12 protein-coding genes are annotated in these 15,712 nt (G+C 50.2%); 6 read left to right on the top strand and 6 right to left on the bottom strand.

Features of this window, described 5'->3' with window-relative positions; genetic code table 11:
- Window positions 1-104 precede the first annotated feature (104 nt).
- On the top strand, window positions 105-2,006 hold the full coding sequence (locus tag NC994_RS02915) for a S9 family peptidase (protein ID WP_190441128.1): 1,902 nt from the start codon (window positions 105-107) through the stop codon (window positions 2,004-2,006).
- Window positions 2,007-2,154: 148 nt separating this feature from the next.
- Complete coding sequence (locus NC994_RS02910) at window positions 2,155-2,586, top strand: nucleoside deaminase (protein ID WP_190441126.1); 432 nt, start codon at window positions 2,155-2,157, stop codon at window positions 2,584-2,586.
- 235 nt (window positions 2,587-2,821) lie between these two features.
- Here NC994_RS02910 and rbsK read toward each other — a convergent pair whose 3' ends face one another.
- The 3 genes from rbsK to ebsA all read right to left on the bottom strand — a co-directional run bounded on the left by rbsK (window position 2,822) and on the right by ebsA (window position 5,338).
- A complete protein-coding gene (gene rbsK / locus NC994_RS02905) occupies window positions 2,822-3,757 on the bottom strand; it encodes a ribokinase (protein WP_190441124.1) in 936 nt (311 codons plus the stop codon).
- Window positions 3,758-3,845: 88 nt separating this feature from the next.
- Entirely contained in the window at window positions 3,846-4,937 is a 1,092-nt protein-coding gene (locus tag NC994_RS02900; protein ID WP_190441326.1) for a DRTGG domain-containing protein, read from the bottom strand.
- Between the two features lie 26 nt (window positions 4,938-4,963).
- A complete protein-coding gene (ebsA, locus tag NC994_RS02895) occupies window positions 4,964-5,338 on the bottom strand; it encodes a type IV pilus biogenesis protein EbsA (protein WP_190425538.1) in 375 nt (124 codons plus the stop codon).
- Between the two features lie 379 nt (window positions 5,339-5,717).
- On the opposite strand from ebsA, the gene NC994_RS02890 reads away from it, so the two are divergent.
- Window positions 5,718-6,692 carry a radical SAM protein gene (locus tag NC994_RS02890; protein ID WP_190415319.1) on the top strand — a complete coding sequence of 325 codons (975 nt, stop codon included), beginning with the start codon at window positions 5,718-5,720 and terminating at the stop codon, window positions 6,690-6,692.
- Window positions 6,646-8,082, top strand: a complete 1,437-nt coding sequence (locus NC994_RS02885) for a glycosyltransferase family 2 protein (protein WP_190441121.1) — start codon at window positions 6,646-6,648, stop codon at window positions 8,080-8,082. Before NC994_RS02890 ends, NC994_RS02885 begins: the two co-directional genes overlap by 47 nt.
- 94 nt (window positions 8,083-8,176) lie before the next feature.
- On the opposite strand, the gene NC994_RS02880 is transcribed toward NC994_RS02885, so the two are convergent.
- The gene (locus tag NC994_RS02880; protein ID WP_190441118.1) at window positions 8,177-10,303 is read right to left on the bottom strand and encodes a DNA polymerase III subunit gamma/tau; all 2,127 of its coding nucleotides are present in this window, start codon (window positions 10,301-10,303) and stop codon (window positions 8,177-8,179) included.
- A gap of 227 nt (window positions 10,304-10,530) precedes the next feature.
- Here NC994_RS02880 and NC994_RS02875 point away from each other — a divergent pair, with 227 nt between their 5' ends.
- Both NC994_RS02875 and rnhA read left to right on the top strand, forming a co-directional pair.
- Complete coding sequence (locus NC994_RS02875; protein ID WP_190441115.1) at window positions 10,531-12,126, top strand: tetratricopeptide repeat protein; 1,596 nt, start codon at window positions 10,531-10,533, stop codon at window positions 12,124-12,126.
- A gap of 78 nt (window positions 12,127-12,204) precedes the next feature.
- Window positions 12,205-13,083, top strand: a complete 879-nt coding sequence (rnhA, locus tag NC994_RS02870; RefSeq protein WP_190441113.1) for a ribonuclease HI — start codon at window positions 12,205-12,207, stop codon at window positions 13,081-13,083.
- A gap of 119 nt (window positions 13,084-13,202) precedes the next feature.
- On the opposite strand, the gene cruG is transcribed toward rnhA, so the two are convergent.
- Window positions 13,203-14,450, bottom strand: a complete 1,248-nt coding sequence (gene cruG, locus NC994_RS02865; RefSeq protein WP_190441110.1) for a 2'-O-glycosyltransferase CruG — start codon at window positions 14,448-14,450, stop codon at window positions 13,203-13,205.
- On the bottom strand, window positions 14,447-15,367 hold the full coding sequence (gene cruF, locus NC994_RS02860) for a gamma-carotene 1'-hydroxylase CruF (RefSeq protein WP_190441106.1): 921 nt from the start codon (window positions 15,365-15,367) through the stop codon (window positions 14,447-14,449). Before cruF ends, cruG begins: the two co-directional genes overlap by 4 nt.
- Window positions 15,368-15,712: the final 345 nt, after the last annotated feature.

The following is a 15,712-nucleotide window of genomic DNA, read 5'->3' as shown; positions in this document are numbered from 1 at the left end:
ACTTGTCAGTTCGCGCTTTTTATCGGGTCGGTTAACCATACTGGGGGATTCGCGAGTTCTATGAGCAAAGTAAGAATAAGGAGATCGAGTAGCAAGAGGTAAAAATGCAATCAACTATTGAGCGATCGGCAACCCAACTACCGCCGCTGATTCCCCGCGAGATTCTTTTCGGCAACCCAGAACGCACCAGTCCGCGACTTTCACCGGATGGTAAGTATCTGGCGTACATCGCCCCCGACGACAAGAATGTCTTGCAGGTGTGGTTGCGGACAGTCGGACAGGAAGACGACCGCCAACTCACCGCAGATAAGAAGCGCGGTATCCGGATTTTCTTCTGGACTTATAACGCCGACCAGCTGATGTATATGCAAGACTCAGATGGCGACGAAAACTTTCACCTCTATTCGGTCAATATTCACTCCAATATTGTCCGCGACTTAACGCCATTCCAAGGGGTAAAAGCACAGCCAGTGGATCTTGACCCCAAGTTCCCCGATCAAGTGCTGGTGGGGATGAACTTGAAGGACTTGCAAAAGTTTGACGTTTACCGCATCAACCTGGCTAACGGTGCGGTTGACTTATACGCCGAAAACCCAGGCAATGTCGTTAGCTGGACAGTAGACGCCCAATTCCAGGTACGTGCCGCAACTGCTGCCACGCCTGATGGGGGTTCCGATCTATTATTCCGGGAAACAACCCAAGGCGATTGGGAAACGCTGCGTCACTGGGGGCCAGATGATGAAGGCGGTGCCGTTAGCTTCTCAGAAGATGGCAAAACCCTTTATATCAGCGGCAGTCACGATGCCAACGCTAGCCGCCTGATTGCTTTCGATGTTACTAGCCGCGAAGAAACAGTAATTGCCGAAGATCCGCAATACGATCTAGGCGGCATCGTCATTCACCCAATTACCCGAGTTATCCAAGCAGTTTCCTTCTACAAAGAGAAACAAGAATGGCAGGTACTTGACCAAAGTATCGCCGCAGATTTTGAAGCGATCGCCCAAATTCGTCCCGGAGAGTTCGGCATCTCCTCCCGTGACCTTGCCGACAAAAATTGGCTAGTCGCTTTCCTCACCGATGACGGTCCGGTCTACTACTACGCCTATAATCGAGATTCCAAGACCAGCACCCTCCTGTTCAGCAACAAACCCACACTCGAAGGGTTGTCGCTGGCATCCATGCAACCGATTTCTTACCAAGCCCAAGACGGCTTGACGATTCACGGCTACCTGACAACACCTGTGGGAATCACCGCCCAAAATTTACCAACCGTGTTGCTGGTTCACGGTGGCCCTTGGGCGCGAGATACTTGGGGTTACGACCCGCAAGCGCAGTGGTTGGCAAACCGGGGTTACGCGGTGTTGCAAGTGAATTTCCGGGGTTCCACCGGCTACGGCAAAGCCTTTGTCAACGCTGGCAACCGGGAATGGGCGGCGAAAATGCACGACGATCTCATTGATGCCGTCAACTGGTTGGTGCAACAAGGCATCTCCGACCCGCAAAAGATTGCCATTATGGGCGGTTCTTACGGCGGTTACGCAACCCTAGTCGGATTAACTTTCACGCCGGATGTCTTTACCTGCGGTGTAGATATCGTGGGTCCGAGTAACCTGATTACGCTGATGCAAAGTATCCCACCCTACTGGGAACCGCTGAAGGCGAATTTCTACTATCGGGTTGGCAACTTGGAGACGGAAGAAGAATTTCTCAAGTCGCGATCGCCCTTATTTTTCGTTGACCACATTACCAAACCCTTGCTAATCGCCCAAGGTGCCAACGATCCACGGGTGAAGCAGGCGGAAAGCGAACAAATCGTCGAGGCGATGCAAAAGGCAAATAAGCCTGTAGAGTACGCCCTTTACACCGACGAAGGACACGGTTTCGCCCGTCCCGAAAACCGACTGCACTTTTACGCGATCGCAGAAGAGTTTCTCTCTAAATATTTGGGTGGACGTTGCGAACCGCTAGGAGACATCCCCGGACATTCCGGCGTACTAAATCCATAGTCCCCATTCTTACCAATAGAGGTACGCAAAGTCTAAACTTTGCGTACCTCTACGCTTACCTTTGCGTACCTTTGTGTTTAAAACCAAACCTTTTCCACGGAATAACAGTATTCTTAAAAAAACCTACTTGTTCAGGATTTAAACTGTTATGGACAACTTTATGACAGATGCGATCGCCGAAGCCAAACAGGGACTCAGCGAGGGGGGGATTCCGATTGGTTCAGTTCTGGTTAAAGATGGGCAAATTGTCGGTAGAGGACATAATAAGCGCGTCCAAGACAATGACCCCGTTACCCATGCAGAAATCGATTGCTTACGCAATGCTGGCAGAATCGGCAGTTACAAAGATACAACGCTTTATTCTACCTTGATGCCTTGTTACCTCTGTGCTGGTGCTGTTGTCCAATTTGGGATTAAAAAAGTCATTGCCGGTGAATCTGCAACTTTCTCCGGTGCCAAGGAATTCATGGAATCCCACGGTGTTGAAGTGATTGATTTAAACCTGGATGACTGCAAGCAGTTGATGACCAATTTCATCCAGAACAATCCCCATTTATGGAATGAGGATATTGGCAAGTAATTTCCCAGAAAATAGCTTTTAAATTTAAATAATCAGGGAAAACTTTTTGTTTTACCCTCTAGAAGTTATTTGTTTTTTTTGATATAATAAACTTAATAAGGAAGAACTAAACTTCAATATTTATTGAAAACGGATTTCTATTATTTAAATATACCTTAAAAAGGCGGAATTATCGTTACCAAATACGGGATTAATCATAAAAATCTACTGAATATCCTTCCCTTTTTCCACTCAACTATAGAATCCCTCTGTTTCTGAGAAATGTGTCGAACGTCTCTCTATCGGGCAGAGAAGGCTGGGCACCGGCAATGGTTGCCGAAATCGCTCCAGCGGCAGCACCCCAGATTACTGCCTCCCGGAGAGGACGCCCAGAAGCCAAAGCTGCTGCCAATCCCCCATTAAACGCATCCCCAGCCGCAACGGTGTCAACTGCCTGAACGGGGAAAGCGGGGACGAAGAATACTTCCTCCGGTGTGGCACAGAAGACACCGCGATCGCCTAGTTTCACAATTGCAGTACCGACACCCTGTTGACGTAAAGCTGCGGCTGCTTTGGCAGCGGTTTCTTGCCCATCCACCGCAAAACCCACCAATTGCCCCGCCTCAATTTCGTTGGGGGTGATAATGTCAACCAACGGATATAAAACAGACGCAAAATCTCCCATCTCGATAGCAGGTGCGGGATCGAGAATCACCTGGACACCGGCTTGTCGGGCTGCCCTAGCCGCGGCTACAACGGCTGGCATCGGAATCTCGAATTGAAGGAGCAATGCAGCAGCACCGGGTAACAAATCGCTAAGGCGTCCGACATCCTCCTGGTTCACGCGCCCATTGGCACCGGGGACGATGATAATGTGATTTTCTCCCCTCCCACCCACAGCGATCGCTGCGACGCCAGAATGAGCCGCCTCATCCACCAAGACAGCCCCAGTCTCGACCCCAGACGCTTGAAGATTGGCGAGGAGTTCGCGTCCAAAATTGTCGGCACCCAGACGCCCAACGAGCTGAGTCGGAATCCCCAGCCGCGCCACTGCTACCGCTTGATTCGCCCCTTTTCCACCCGCAGCCGTAAAAAAGTCATGACCCCGTAGCGTTTCACCAGCAACTGGCAATCGGGGCGATCGCGCCACGAGATCCATGTTAATGCTGCCGAAGACGATAACTTTGGTCATTGGTCGCTCTTGAAAGGGTTGAATTTTGAGTTTTGAAAGAAAGACATTCCTAACTCAGAACTCAACATTCATAACGCTTCCTACTGTCTTACTGCACCGTAACCGCCGATTCTAAACCCAGCGTCGCCATTAACCGCTCAATATCAAAGTTTTCAGCCATCATCTGGCGGATGCACTCGACCTTAATTGGTTCGTGTAGCCGCACTTGACCAAAGGCACGGTCGATAATTCCTACAGCCGTCAGCGTATCCAAGTCAACCGACAAAATCGGGATCTCTAAATCTTCAGCGCGGCTGAGGATAAAGTGTTGTGGTGGCAATTGTCCAGTCAAGATCAGGCACTGGGTGGAAGTTTCCAAGGCGGCTAGCTGGATATCCGTGCGATCACCTCCCGTCACCACCGCCATGTTCGTTCCCTTGCGGAAATACTTCAGCGCTGAATTTACATTCATTGCGCCAATTGTCAAGCTCTGTACCATTAAATCCAATCGATCTGGACGGCACAGAACTTCTGCTTTCAACTGGCTGACCAGTTCCCGAACGCTGACACTCCGCAGCAACTCGCTTCTTGGCAACATTCCCAACACAGGAATCCCCTGCCGCTCTAGAAAAGGTCGTACGAGCGTCTCAGCGGCTTCCAGATTAGCTGCGGGAATATCGTTTATCAAAACACCCGTTAAGCGATCGCCCAGCCGCTTTTTGGCTGACAACAGCGCATCCACCAATAGAACCGAGTGAAAACGAGCCACCAGTAAAACAGCCGCATCAACAGCGTCAGCAACCTGTCCCAGAGACAAGTCGAATAAGCTGCCTTCTTCCAAAGTTCCTGGCCCTTCTAATAAAACCATTGGGGCACCAGGCACCCGTCGATACTGCTCCAGAGACAGACGGTAATCCGTCTGGTCTTCTCCAGAAAGGCGTCTTTGAATCGTCTCTTCATCCAGAGACAGCAGAGTCGGTCTGATTCGGTTTTCTGGTAACTTCAATACTTGAGCGAGTAACCGAACATCCTCCTCCATCGCATCTGTTTGCGATTCACTTAAACAGGTGCCCAGCGGTTTCCCATAGGCGATATCCAGCCCCTTTTCTTTCAGCTGATGGGCAATCCCCAAGATCGTTGCTGACTTGCCACTGTAAGCTTCTGTTGACCCGATAAGCAAATATTTAGCCGCTTTTGGCACACCCTCACTCCTCATTTCTACAGTGTTCAACCATCTGCTCGTAGCAGCTTACGATAGAACGTGTGGGAAAAGTCGATTGTGCGAGTGCGCTTGAAATTCATAATTACGTCGATTAAAAAATCGACTAACTCTGAATTTGCCATCATCACTTCGTAACTCAGTTCCGCATTTCCATCAAACTGCAACCGACAACGGGTCAAATCCAATGGGAGCCTAGACACATACCAGGTGGCAACAAAAGGAATGCTATCGCCGCCTTCTATTTTGCGATTCCCTTCTAAAGACCCTTTTTGATACAGGCTAATTGCCAAGGGCAACATATTCCGCTTATTGCCCTGGTAGTAGGGCATGTAGACACTGACATCCCCTTGGTTTGCAGGCTGAAGTTGGTCAATTGACATTGTCTTAAATCTTCCTCAATTTCCGTCTGACTGGCAGTAGGGCGTTGTCCCTAATTTTCTGCGCTCTGACAGCCGATTGGGAACACAATAGCTTAGAGTTCTAGCCTTGGACGGTGGAGCTAATGGTGATTGTACCTTAATATACAGGTTCCCGCGTCCTCCCCAGGATAAATTCATTCATTAAAGGAATTAAGGACTATGTGGGAGGGAGAAAGAGCAGGAAAGAGTAGTAGAGAAATTTTCGTTTTCCTTCCCCTTTTTTCCCTTTGTAGCGAATTTTTTTCCCCTTTTCCCCGATTCCTGAGTAAAACTTCCTATCTGTTGCCGATTAGTTTACGCTGACTGAATAAAGTTAGGGAATTATTCACGCGAGAAATCTATGCCTCCTTTAGTTGCTAATTACTACTTAACTTATCGCTGCAACGCCCGATGTCATTTTTGTAACATCTGGGCATTAGAGCCACCCCAAGAAGCTGACTTTGCCACGATTCAACACAACTTAAAGGACTTGCGCCGGTTGGGTCTGAAGTATATAGACTTTACGGGTGGCGAACCCCTGCTACGTGCAGATGTTGGTCAGATTTACGCTGAAGCTAAAAAGCAGGGATTCTGGACCAGCATGACGACGAATACAATTCTTTACCCGAAAAAAGCCAAAGAAATTCAAGGATTAGTTGACTTCTTGAATTTCTCGCTAGATGGTGCAGATGCTGAAACCCACGACCATTCCCGAGGGGTGAAAATTTTTGACACCCTGGTTGAGTCGGTTGCTCTAGCACAAGAACTCGGCGAACAACCCGTTCTCAACCACACCGTCACCGCCCAAAATTATCAGCACATTAACGAAGTCGCAGAACTCGGTCTGCGCCTAGGCGTCAGGGTATGGCTCAACCCAGCTTTCACCGCCCACGACCACTACAATTCCAACAAGAATCCCACCCCAGACATGGTGGCAGCAATTCAAGCCGCCGCCAAGAAATATAAGAATGTCGGATACAATAAGGCTGCACTGGCGTTCATTGAAGCTGGGGGGAATGATACGAAAAATCCCCGCTGTAAAGCGGTAGATGCAGTAATTGCGATTTCTCCCGACGACAAGCTACTCCTACCTTGCTATCACTTTGCCCAAACCGGCGTTCCCATTAACGGTAAGCTTTACGACCTCTATCGCCAGTCAGAGGAAGTGGAATCCTACCGCCAATCTCAGGGCAAGCTGTCCGTGTGCGAAGGATGTACGGTATGGTGTTACCTGATCCCCAGCTTCTTTATGGGTGTAGATAAGTATTGGTGGTTGAATCAAGTAACCTATGCCGGAGAATTCCTGGCCCGAAAAAGATTCTTACAACGAGCTTGAACCGCTCGATTCTCTGTTGTCTGAATGTAGAGACGCAATCAATGAAGTTTCTACAGAAGAATTTGAGAGCGACTTTTTTCAGGGACTGGCAGGACGCCGACGCAAAGCGGCGTTCGCCTTAACGGTGATTTGGGGCAGCATCATTGCCCTAAATCTGTTTGTTTGGGGTTCGTGGTTAGTCCTAGGACTGACCGGACTGTTGGTGATTCAAGCGTTCCGCGTCGTATTCGCGCGACCCCGACCAGTCCCAGCGCCGTTGTCGGAAGCAACAAAAGACCAATGGCCTTCTGTTTCCCTACTGGTGGCAGCTAAAAATGAGGAAGCTGTTATTGGCAACCTGGTGAAAATGCTGTGTAATCAGGACTACCCAGTAGATCGGTATGAAGTTTGGGTGATTGACGACCACAGCACCGATCGAACCCCCCTAGTGTTAGAGCATCTGGCGAAGGAATATCGCCAGTTAAAAGTCCTGCGCCGAAGTGCGAATGGGGTTGGCGGCAAATCGGGAGCGCTGAATCAAGTGTTGTCCCTGACGCGAGGAGAAATTGTCGGGGTATTTGATGCCGACGCCCAAGTGCCACCAGATATGCTGCGTCGGGTTTGCCCAAGTTTTGAGCGGCAACAGGTGGGAGCCGTGCAGATGCGAAAAGCGATCGCGAACCCATCGCTGAATTTCTGGACTCGCGGTCAGATGGCAGAAATGGCACTGGACTCCTATTTCCAGGAGCAGCGCATTGCCATTGGCGGCATCGGGGAACTTCGAGGCAACGGTCAATTTGTCCGCAGAGCTGCCTTGGAGCATTGCGGTGGGTGGAATGAGGAAACCATCACGGACGACTTGGATTTAACGATCCGCTTACACCTGGATCGGTGGGATATCGAATTTCTGATCTTTCCCCCCGTATATGAGGAAGGCGTCACCAGTGCTAAGGCACTGTGGCATCAGCGCAATCGATGGGCAGAAGGTGGATTCCAGCGCTATCTGGACTACTGGCGTCTCCTGGTTTCAAACCGGATGGGCACCCTCAAAAGCATTGATGCGTTCTCGTTTTTGCTCACCCAGTATATTCTCCCCGCCGCTGCGGTGCCCGACTGCCTGATGGCGATCGCGCGGAATCGTCTGCCGATTCTCAGCCCCATCACCGGAATGACGTTCATTCTGTTTCTGATGGGGATGTTCGTCGGTCTGCGCCGCACCCATAAAGAAGAGAAATTGACTGCATCGGTCTTTTTCGTCACCCTATTGCAAACCTTACGGGGTGTCCTTTATATGTTGCACTGGATGGTAATCATCGCGGCTACTACCGCCCGGATGTCCGTGCGACCGAAGCGGCTGAAATGGATTAAAACGGTGCATCAAGGCAGTAGCGAGGAAAGTTTTGAGTTTTAAGTTTTGAGTTTTAAGTTTTGAGTTTTAAAATAAGGGACACGGTACTGCCGTGTCCCTTATTTTAAATAGGACGCAGCACTGCCGTGTTCTTACTCTAAAACCCTACATCATCATCATCTTGCCACTCATTGAGTAGCTCGTCGGCAGAATGAATCATCTCTGCGAGTGGCAAGCGCGTCGGCATCTCGGAAAGAGATGGTAAATCTAAAGTCTCCAGATTTTCCTCTCGCTCATCAGCCAGCTTGACAATTTCCCCTTTAAAAAAGTCCGCGAGGCGTTTGGCAGCGATCGCGACTTCATCGTCCCACTCTAAATCGGGCGGTGCGGGTGGTTGGGCAGTAACGGCTGGAGTTCGTGAAGCTGTAGAACTGCCGTTCTTCACCTCATGCTTTGCCTGCGGTGGCATCTTTGACGGCGGCGGGCTGGTTGAAGGGGGTGCTAAATCGTTACTAACGCCATTCCCTATCTTGCCTTCCCCAGAAGGCTGTACGGGCGGTGATTGAGGAGTCGGTGTCCCAGATGCGATCGCTCCTACGGAATTTTTACTGGGCAATGTTCCCAAAGAATTAGACCTTTCAGCGTTTGGCGGTTTTGAGGCAGGATTAAACTTCAACTCAGCCCCCCCGCTAACTTGAAAGCTGACTTTTACCTTAGATTGAAAGGTTTTTGAAAAAGCTGCTTCCACATCTGGCAATTTTGTCTGGGCTAACTTTAACAAACCCGTTGAACTGACACTCAGGATTGCTTCCCGACCATTAAAGTTTAGTAAGCGACATCGTTGACGCAAAAATTCTTGCGTCCCAAATAGCTGGACGTGATTAATTACCTGTTGCCAAACTCGATCGAGTTCGACACTTCGATCCGTACCCTCTCCCGGCTGAGAAACTGGCGCAGGAGGTTCGGTCGATTCTCTCGGTTCTGGTGGTGGTGCCGCTGAGGGCGTTTTTGGTGGCGCTTCCGGCTGAATCTGCGGAACACTAGGGGGAGCGGGTTCAATGACTGGCTTAGCGGGTTGGGCAGGGGTTGAGTGTTGAGTGTTGGGTGTGGACGCCCGATCGACTCTTGCCTCTTGCGGCTCGATACGCGGGCGACTCAGATTCACACTGCTCCCTGCCTGGGTCTGCTGACCGCTATTAGCTAATGGCAACAAGCCTAACAGCGTCACTTCTAACCACAGGCGCGGCTGAGTCGTATTTCTAATTTGAACTTCGCTGTCCTTAAGGTGCTTTTGCCCCTGCAAAATTGTCGGGATGTCCAGCTCCTCAAATTCGCACAACTGAGTCCAGGTGGGCGCGGTCACGGCTACCAAATCCGGGCGTTTGGGGGCAGTTTTGGCGATTAGTAAATCGCGGTAGAAACCGGCAAGATTTTGGAGGACAATCAGCGGTTCTCTGCCTCTGTCCATGAGGTGACGAGCTTTTTCCAGAACTGCTTCGGGATCGGAATGAGCGATCGCCTTCAACAACTCCATTAAATCTCGTTCTGGCACCGCTCCTACCAAATCCCAGACTGCCTCTACCGTCACTTGACCGGATAATAGGCTGAGCTGGTCGAGCAGGCTTTCCGCATCCCGCAAGCCTCCCTGAGCGACTTGAGACACCAAGGTAATCGCCTCGGAAGTAATGTTGATGTTTTCCAACTGGGCAATTTTTCCCAGATGCTCCACCATCGCCTCTAAGGGAATGCGGCGAAAATCAAAGCGTTGACAGCGAGAGATAATTGTCGGTAACACCCGCTGCGGGTCGGTGGTCGCCAGGACAAAGACAACGTGCTTGGGTGGCTCCTCTAGCGTCTTCAGCAAGGCATTGAACGCAGCTGAACTGAGACTATGAACTTCGTCAATCACATACACTTTGTAGCGGCACTGAACGGGGGCATATTGGGCGCGTTCGATGATCTCCCGGATATTGTCCACGCCGGTGTTGCTAGCGGCGTCGATTTCAATTACATCCAGCGCTGAACCTTTGGCGATTCCTTGGCAAACAGGACAAACACCACAAGGTTGTTCTGTCGGCTGACTATTCTGAAGACAGTTCAGCGACTTTGCCAGAATCCGGGCGCTGGAGGTTTTGCCCGTTCCTCTAGAACCCGTGAATAAATAGGCGGGGGCAATCCGTTCGGTGCGGATGGCGTTGCGGAGTGTGTGGGCGATCGCTTCTTGTCCCACCAAATCCGCGAACGTCTGAGGGCGATACTTGTGATGTAGGGGTTGGTAGGTCACGGCAGGGATTCGTCAGGCTAGACAAGCGACAGAGGTGTCGATAAAAGTGTAACGTGTTGCTCTAGTCGAACCGGATGCGATCGCCTTCTGGTTGTCTTCAGAGACTTGGTGTGGTTTTCTGGAAAGCAAACATTACGGTTAACCGATCAAAAGCTCATAATAGCCAGTAAACTGTTCAAGCCCGTTAGATAAAATCTGAGAAAGTAAGGGCGGGGGGACTCTAGCAAATGCTCAAGCAACTATGGCGATCGCTGGTAAGGTGGTTTCAGCGTTTATTTGGAACGGGCGGCAGGCGAAACCCAACACCCGCCTCGGTTCGCTCGGAACCCCCTAAACCCCTGACGGATACAGATTATGAATTTTTGTACAGCCAACTGCTCGAAGGTGTCGCGCATGGCTGGCAGCAAGACCGGGTTTTACGGTTTTTTGAGTCTCTAGGCGATCGCGGTCAATCATCCCTCTGGGTGGGGTGGCTGAACCGCTTTGGGGAAAGATTATTGGCTTCACCTGCCCCTAATAATGAGTTAGCGGCACGAATGGTACAGCTCGGACAGGTGGGCTGTGGAGAAATTGGGGAAGTTTCTTATGACATTGGGATGCAACTGCTGACGAGAAATGCTCCAGCACGAGCAGTAACCCCCCCACCCGTCTCTTCTGTCTTTGAATACGAGGAGTTCGACGCGCCGGAGGAGGAAGTCCCTGCGGTTAGTGAGGAAGGAGAGGAAGGCGAACTCAAAACAGTCACCCTAGATGAGTTGTTGGTGATGTTGCAGCAGGATAGCGGTTTACTTCAGCAAATTTCCGAGCAACTGCAAATTGAGACGACCGATCCGCAAGTGATTGTGCAAGCATTGATGAATCAATTCAATGCGGCAAATCCATCCAGCGCCGAGGAAGCAGAAAATCCATCGAGTGCAGAGGAAGCCGAAGCTTGGTTTAATCAAGGCAATCAGCAAGCCAGTGCAGGAGAATTGTCAGATGCGATCGCTTGCTACGATCGTTGCTTAGCGATTAGCCCGGATAACTATATTGCCTGGAACAACCGAGGCGTGATGCAGAAAAATTTAGGACAGTTGCAAAATGCGCTCGCTAGCTTTAACAAGGCGATAGAAATTAAACCCGACTTTTACGAAGCTTGGAACAACCAAGGCAATACTTTCCAAGACTTAGACCGTTTAGAAGAAGCGATCGCTAGCTTTGATAAGGCAGTAGAAATTAAAGCAAACGACCCAGAAGCCTTCTACAATCGGGGATTAGCGCTGGAAAACTTGAACCGCTATGAGGAAGCGCTGGCTAGTTTTGACCGGGTTCTGCAACTCCAACCCAACTATTCAGAAGTCTGGATGGTAAGAGGCGAGACCTTACACCGCTTAGCTCGATATGAGGAAGCGATCGCCAGCTACGACCAAGCTTTGCAACTCAAACTGGATGACTGGGACTCCTGGATCGGTCGCGGCAAGTCGGCGCTTCTTTCAGCGAGTTTGGACCCCTTACTGAGTTCCTTAAGTAAGGTCGCTCAAAATAATCCAGCCTTGAACCAGCGCGGCGATGAAGGGCAATTGGCAAGCTATGAGGAAGGGTTGAAGTACGTTTCTCAAGACAATAACCCAGAAGGTTGGGGCAGATTGCATCAAGCAATCGGCAATGCTTACTATGAGCGATCGCAAGTGAATCCAGAACCCAATCCGTTGCGCCAAAAAGCCATAATCGAGTACGAACAGGTGCTATCAAGCCTCCCCGAAGCCGATTTTCCAGAGTTGCATCAAGAGATTTTGCAAGACCTTCTGCAACTCCAGCAATCTTTAGGACAACCCTCTGAATAATCTGGCAGGGCAGCTTTCCCTCGCTTGGAGCTGCCCGTTTTTTGTACAATAACCATTCAACCTCGCAAAACCACTTTCATGCCCTTGACTCGGACAATCCAAAGTATCTATACCGATGGTGCCTGCGTCGGCAACCCAGGTCCTGGAGGCTGGGGTGTTGTTGTCTATTTCACCGATGGTTCGGTCTATGAAATGGGCGACGCCGATCCGGCAACCACTAATAATCGGATGGAAATGCAAGCCGCAATCGGCGCATTGAAACTCGTGAACGGCCTCGGACAACAAGAACCCATCACCCTCTACACCGATAGTGAATACCTGAAAAACGGTGTTACCAAATGGGTGAAAGGTTGGAAAAAAAAGGGTTGGAAGACAGCAGAAGGGAAACCCGTCCTCAACCAAGACCTCTGGGAAATACTCGATGAACTCAATCTTCCCCGGATCGAGTGGCGGTATGTCCGGGGTCACGCAGGAAATGAGGGGAATGAGCGATGCGATGCGATCGCTCGGGCTTTTGCGACGGGGAAGACTCCTTCGCTGCAACAACCCATAGCAGAAGAGGCAATTGTTTCACCCGCCACTAATTCTATTGATAACAAAACGATACAATCGAGTGACTTATCTTCTGACCCTCCTAACCTCGGCCTAGTCATGGTAGATTCTACTACTCCATCTGCTCTTGATTCTCAGGACAATCTGCCCCGTGAGGTGAGAGTCGCCCAGCTGCGTAATCTGATAGAAACTCTCCACGTGGCTGACGAAATTGCTGCTAAAGGCTACCTAATTACTAGCTCTGAATTAGCTGACTTGATGGATGTCAATGCCAGCGCTGTCACCAGTCGCGGAGACCACTGGGGATGGCGTAACTGGATTGTGTCGCGGGTTCGCCGCGAAGGCAATCAAATTCTCTGGCAGCTAGAACGGGTGGATGCGGTTAACAGTAATTTCGATTCTTAAATGAGTTTTAGTTTTGGGGAATTGGGAAAAAGTTTTGATTTTTGAATTTAAAGAAATCTCTGATGACTCAAAATCCAAGATTCATCGCTCTCATTCCCCCTTTGCTTGAAAACTCAAAACTATCCATAACTCCGACCGCGCCATTGCTTAGGAGTACGGATAGCAGACAGAAAAATTCGCAGCACAGCTAAAGGATCTGCCAGAGGGGAAAGATAAAAGTAAACAGGTAAAAGTAAAAAGTCAAAGTTCCTTTCCCGTTTGCCTGTTTCCGATCCCTTGAAGCTGGGGGATTGTACTTTGCTTTCATAAGACGGCGCGATCGCGAGTAGCAATGCAAACCGAATCAATAGCAGAAATAAATTTAACCCGACAGCAGCCACCACCGGAAGTGTCGAAGTTCCCATCACCAGCCAGCTGAGTAAAACCAAGGACGCGGGTAGAGGTAAACCCTGAACGGCGAATAGCAGCCACAAGTCCCCCCATATCTGACCCCTGGAAGCAGCGTCTTTTAGGTCAAGCGATCGCCCCCACTCTTTCCAAGTTTCGGCTGCCCCCTCATACATCCGCACCTTCAAAACCTTGGCTCCATCCAGAAAGCCCACCTTGAACCCACGGGAGGCAATATTGCGGGCAAGGGTCACATCGTCGCAAAAAGAACTCCGGGCACTGGTATAACCCCCTACAGCCTCCAAAACAGAGCGACGGCACAGGAAACACTGACCGTTCGCCATCACCCGCTCCGGATCTTGAGTATTTGTACCTGCCGGATCGAATCGGTAAAGTAGGGTCATCAAGAGTGCTGGTTGCAGCCACCACTCGCCTGGATATTTCAAGATAAATTGCGGCGACAGGGAGATTAGGTCATAACCCTCTTCTTTCGCTGTCCTGAGCAACCCGGCAACTAAACCGGGAATTGCCTGAGTATCGGCGTCCATTCCCAAAATCCACTCGCTCTGCTCGCAGCTGTGCAAAAATCCGGTATGTAAAGCCCAAGGACGCCCCACCCAGCTAGGCGGTAAAGGATCGTCCGTCATTAAGCGAAACCGGGGATCTTGCTGCTGTGCCGCTTTAACTAACTCTGGAGTTCCATCCTGGGAGCGACTATCAACAACGATAATCTCCCGGACTTCGTAGCTTTGGCGGGTTAGCCCAGCTAGTGCTGGGCCAATTCGCTCCGCTTCATTTAAAGTCGGAACCACAACACTGACAGCGCCCAAGAGTTCGGGCGTGGCAGTGTGGGGTTGGATAGGCGATCGCCGAGACGGCCCTTTCAATAGACGCGAGAGCAGGATCGCTACTGCTGGTGCCTGAACGAGTAGCAGCAGCAGCGATAGTGCGCTCTGGAGTGTTAACCAATCGACGTTCACTTCACCGCCACTTTGACTTGAGTCACTGGAATTTCTGGCTTCAAACTCGCAGGAGTTTCCGTTGTGGATTCGCGAATCTCTGCGGGTTGTGCCATTTGCCAGAGGGTCAAAGTTGGAATGACACCGACCAGAACGCCCAACGAGACGGGTATCCAATACCCAGCTGCCAAGCTCAATCCGGCTGCATAACCAAAGTTACTTAGATAGATGGTGAGCGGGAAACCTAGCCCAGAACGATCCAATAAAATTGGCGTCTTTCTCCACAATATTGCTCCCACACCGATAAAGAGCGAGCTAGTGCCAAACCAACCGGCATAGTTTCCGTAAGGTGTGCCAAAGAAGGCTCCTGGCTGTTCCCAATACCAAAAAGGTACCATTGTTTGACTCATCGCTGGCTCCAGCGCAAAGTCCCAAGAGGTGAACATCATAGCAGCTACAGCGATCGCGCCCACATAGCGAACCAAGCTCGGATGTTGCCGAGTTTTTAGACCCGCGCAGGCAATTAAATAAGAAACCAATCCCATATAAAACCAGGACAAGGGAATGGTAAAAGGTACCAGTCCACCAATCTTATACCCCAAGCCGTTCAGGTAGCTGTAGTCACCAAATGGAAAGCCTGTACTGGTTCCCAGTAATTCGCTTCCCAAGGACAGGCACACCGCAGGCAACATGAAAGTCAGCCAGTGCCACAGTCCTAACTTTCTATAGGCATAAATGGCAACGGCGACCGTTCCCAAGACGATATTCACCACGCCACCCCAAGTCATACTCCACTGGAATGCAGTCTGCCCAGTCTCCCCTAAACTCATAATTATTTCAGGATGGGGTACGACCAGCACCAGCCCCGCCAGTCCAAAAACCATCGTTACAATATGACCAATCAGGCAGAAACGCTCGACAGTGACAAGTTGCTTCATTGCAGAATTCTTACTTCTGTATGTTCTTAATAGTAGTTTACAAATGTTTGTCAAATAACCCCATGCTTGTGCGGCTGTCGTCGTTAGTCGTGGCTTAAGAGTCCAAATTTAGTTGGAAGTCTCCCAATCTCGTGTCAGAAGTCCAATTCACCCGTTAGCACAGCGACCTCGATCAACCTTTGGAATATTCCGAAGTTCAAGGCTGCTGCTGGACTCCAGACTTCCAGAGAAGGACTTAGAAAGAAAAAAACGACAATCAAATAAATTCTTCGCCAGTCGGCTTTTGGCTCTTCCTGGTCGGCGGTCAGTAGGGGAAAGCAGTTAAGATATTGGCAGCAACACTTA

This window comes from Trichocoleus sp. AS-A1, from assembly GCF_039962015.1.
GTDB lineage: Bacteria > Cyanobacteriota > Cyanobacteriia > Cyanobacteriales > FACHB-T130 > FACHB-T130.
Note: the sequence above shows the minus strand (reverse complement) of the source record. Positions and strands in the feature narration are given on the sequence as shown.

Coding starts and splice junctions, on each gene's coding strand:
- NC994_RS02915 (WP_190441128.1), top strand. CDS start 105: ATGCAATCAACTATTGAGCGATCGGCAACCCAACTACCGCCGCTGATT.
- ebsA (WP_190425538.1), bottom strand. CDS start 5,338: ATGTCAATTGACCAACTTCAGCCTGCAAACCAAGGGGATGTCAGTGTC.
- NC994_RS02885 (WP_190441121.1), top strand. CDS start 6,646: ATGCCGGAGAATTCCTGGCCCGAAAAAGATTCTTACAACGAGCTTGAA.
- cruF (WP_190441106.1), bottom strand. CDS start 15,367: ATGAAGCAACTTGTCACTGTCGAGCGTTTCTGCCTGATTGGTCATATT.
- rnhA (WP_190441113.1), top strand. CDS start 12,205: ATGCCCTTGACTCGGACAATCCAAAGTATCTATACCGATGGTGCCTGC.
- NC994_RS02875 (WP_190441115.1), top strand. CDS start 10,531: ATGCTCAAGCAACTATGGCGATCGCTGGTAAGGTGGTTTCAGCGTTTA.
- NC994_RS02910 (WP_190441126.1), top strand. CDS start 2,155: ATGGACAACTTTATGACAGATGCGATCGCCGAAGCCAAACAGGGACTC.
- NC994_RS02890 (WP_190415319.1), top strand. CDS start 5,718: ATGCCTCCTTTAGTTGCTAATTACTACTTAACTTATCGCTGCAACGCC.
- rbsK (WP_190441124.1), bottom strand. CDS start 3,757: ATGACCAAAGTTATCGTCTTCGGCAGCATTAACATGGATCTCGTGGCG.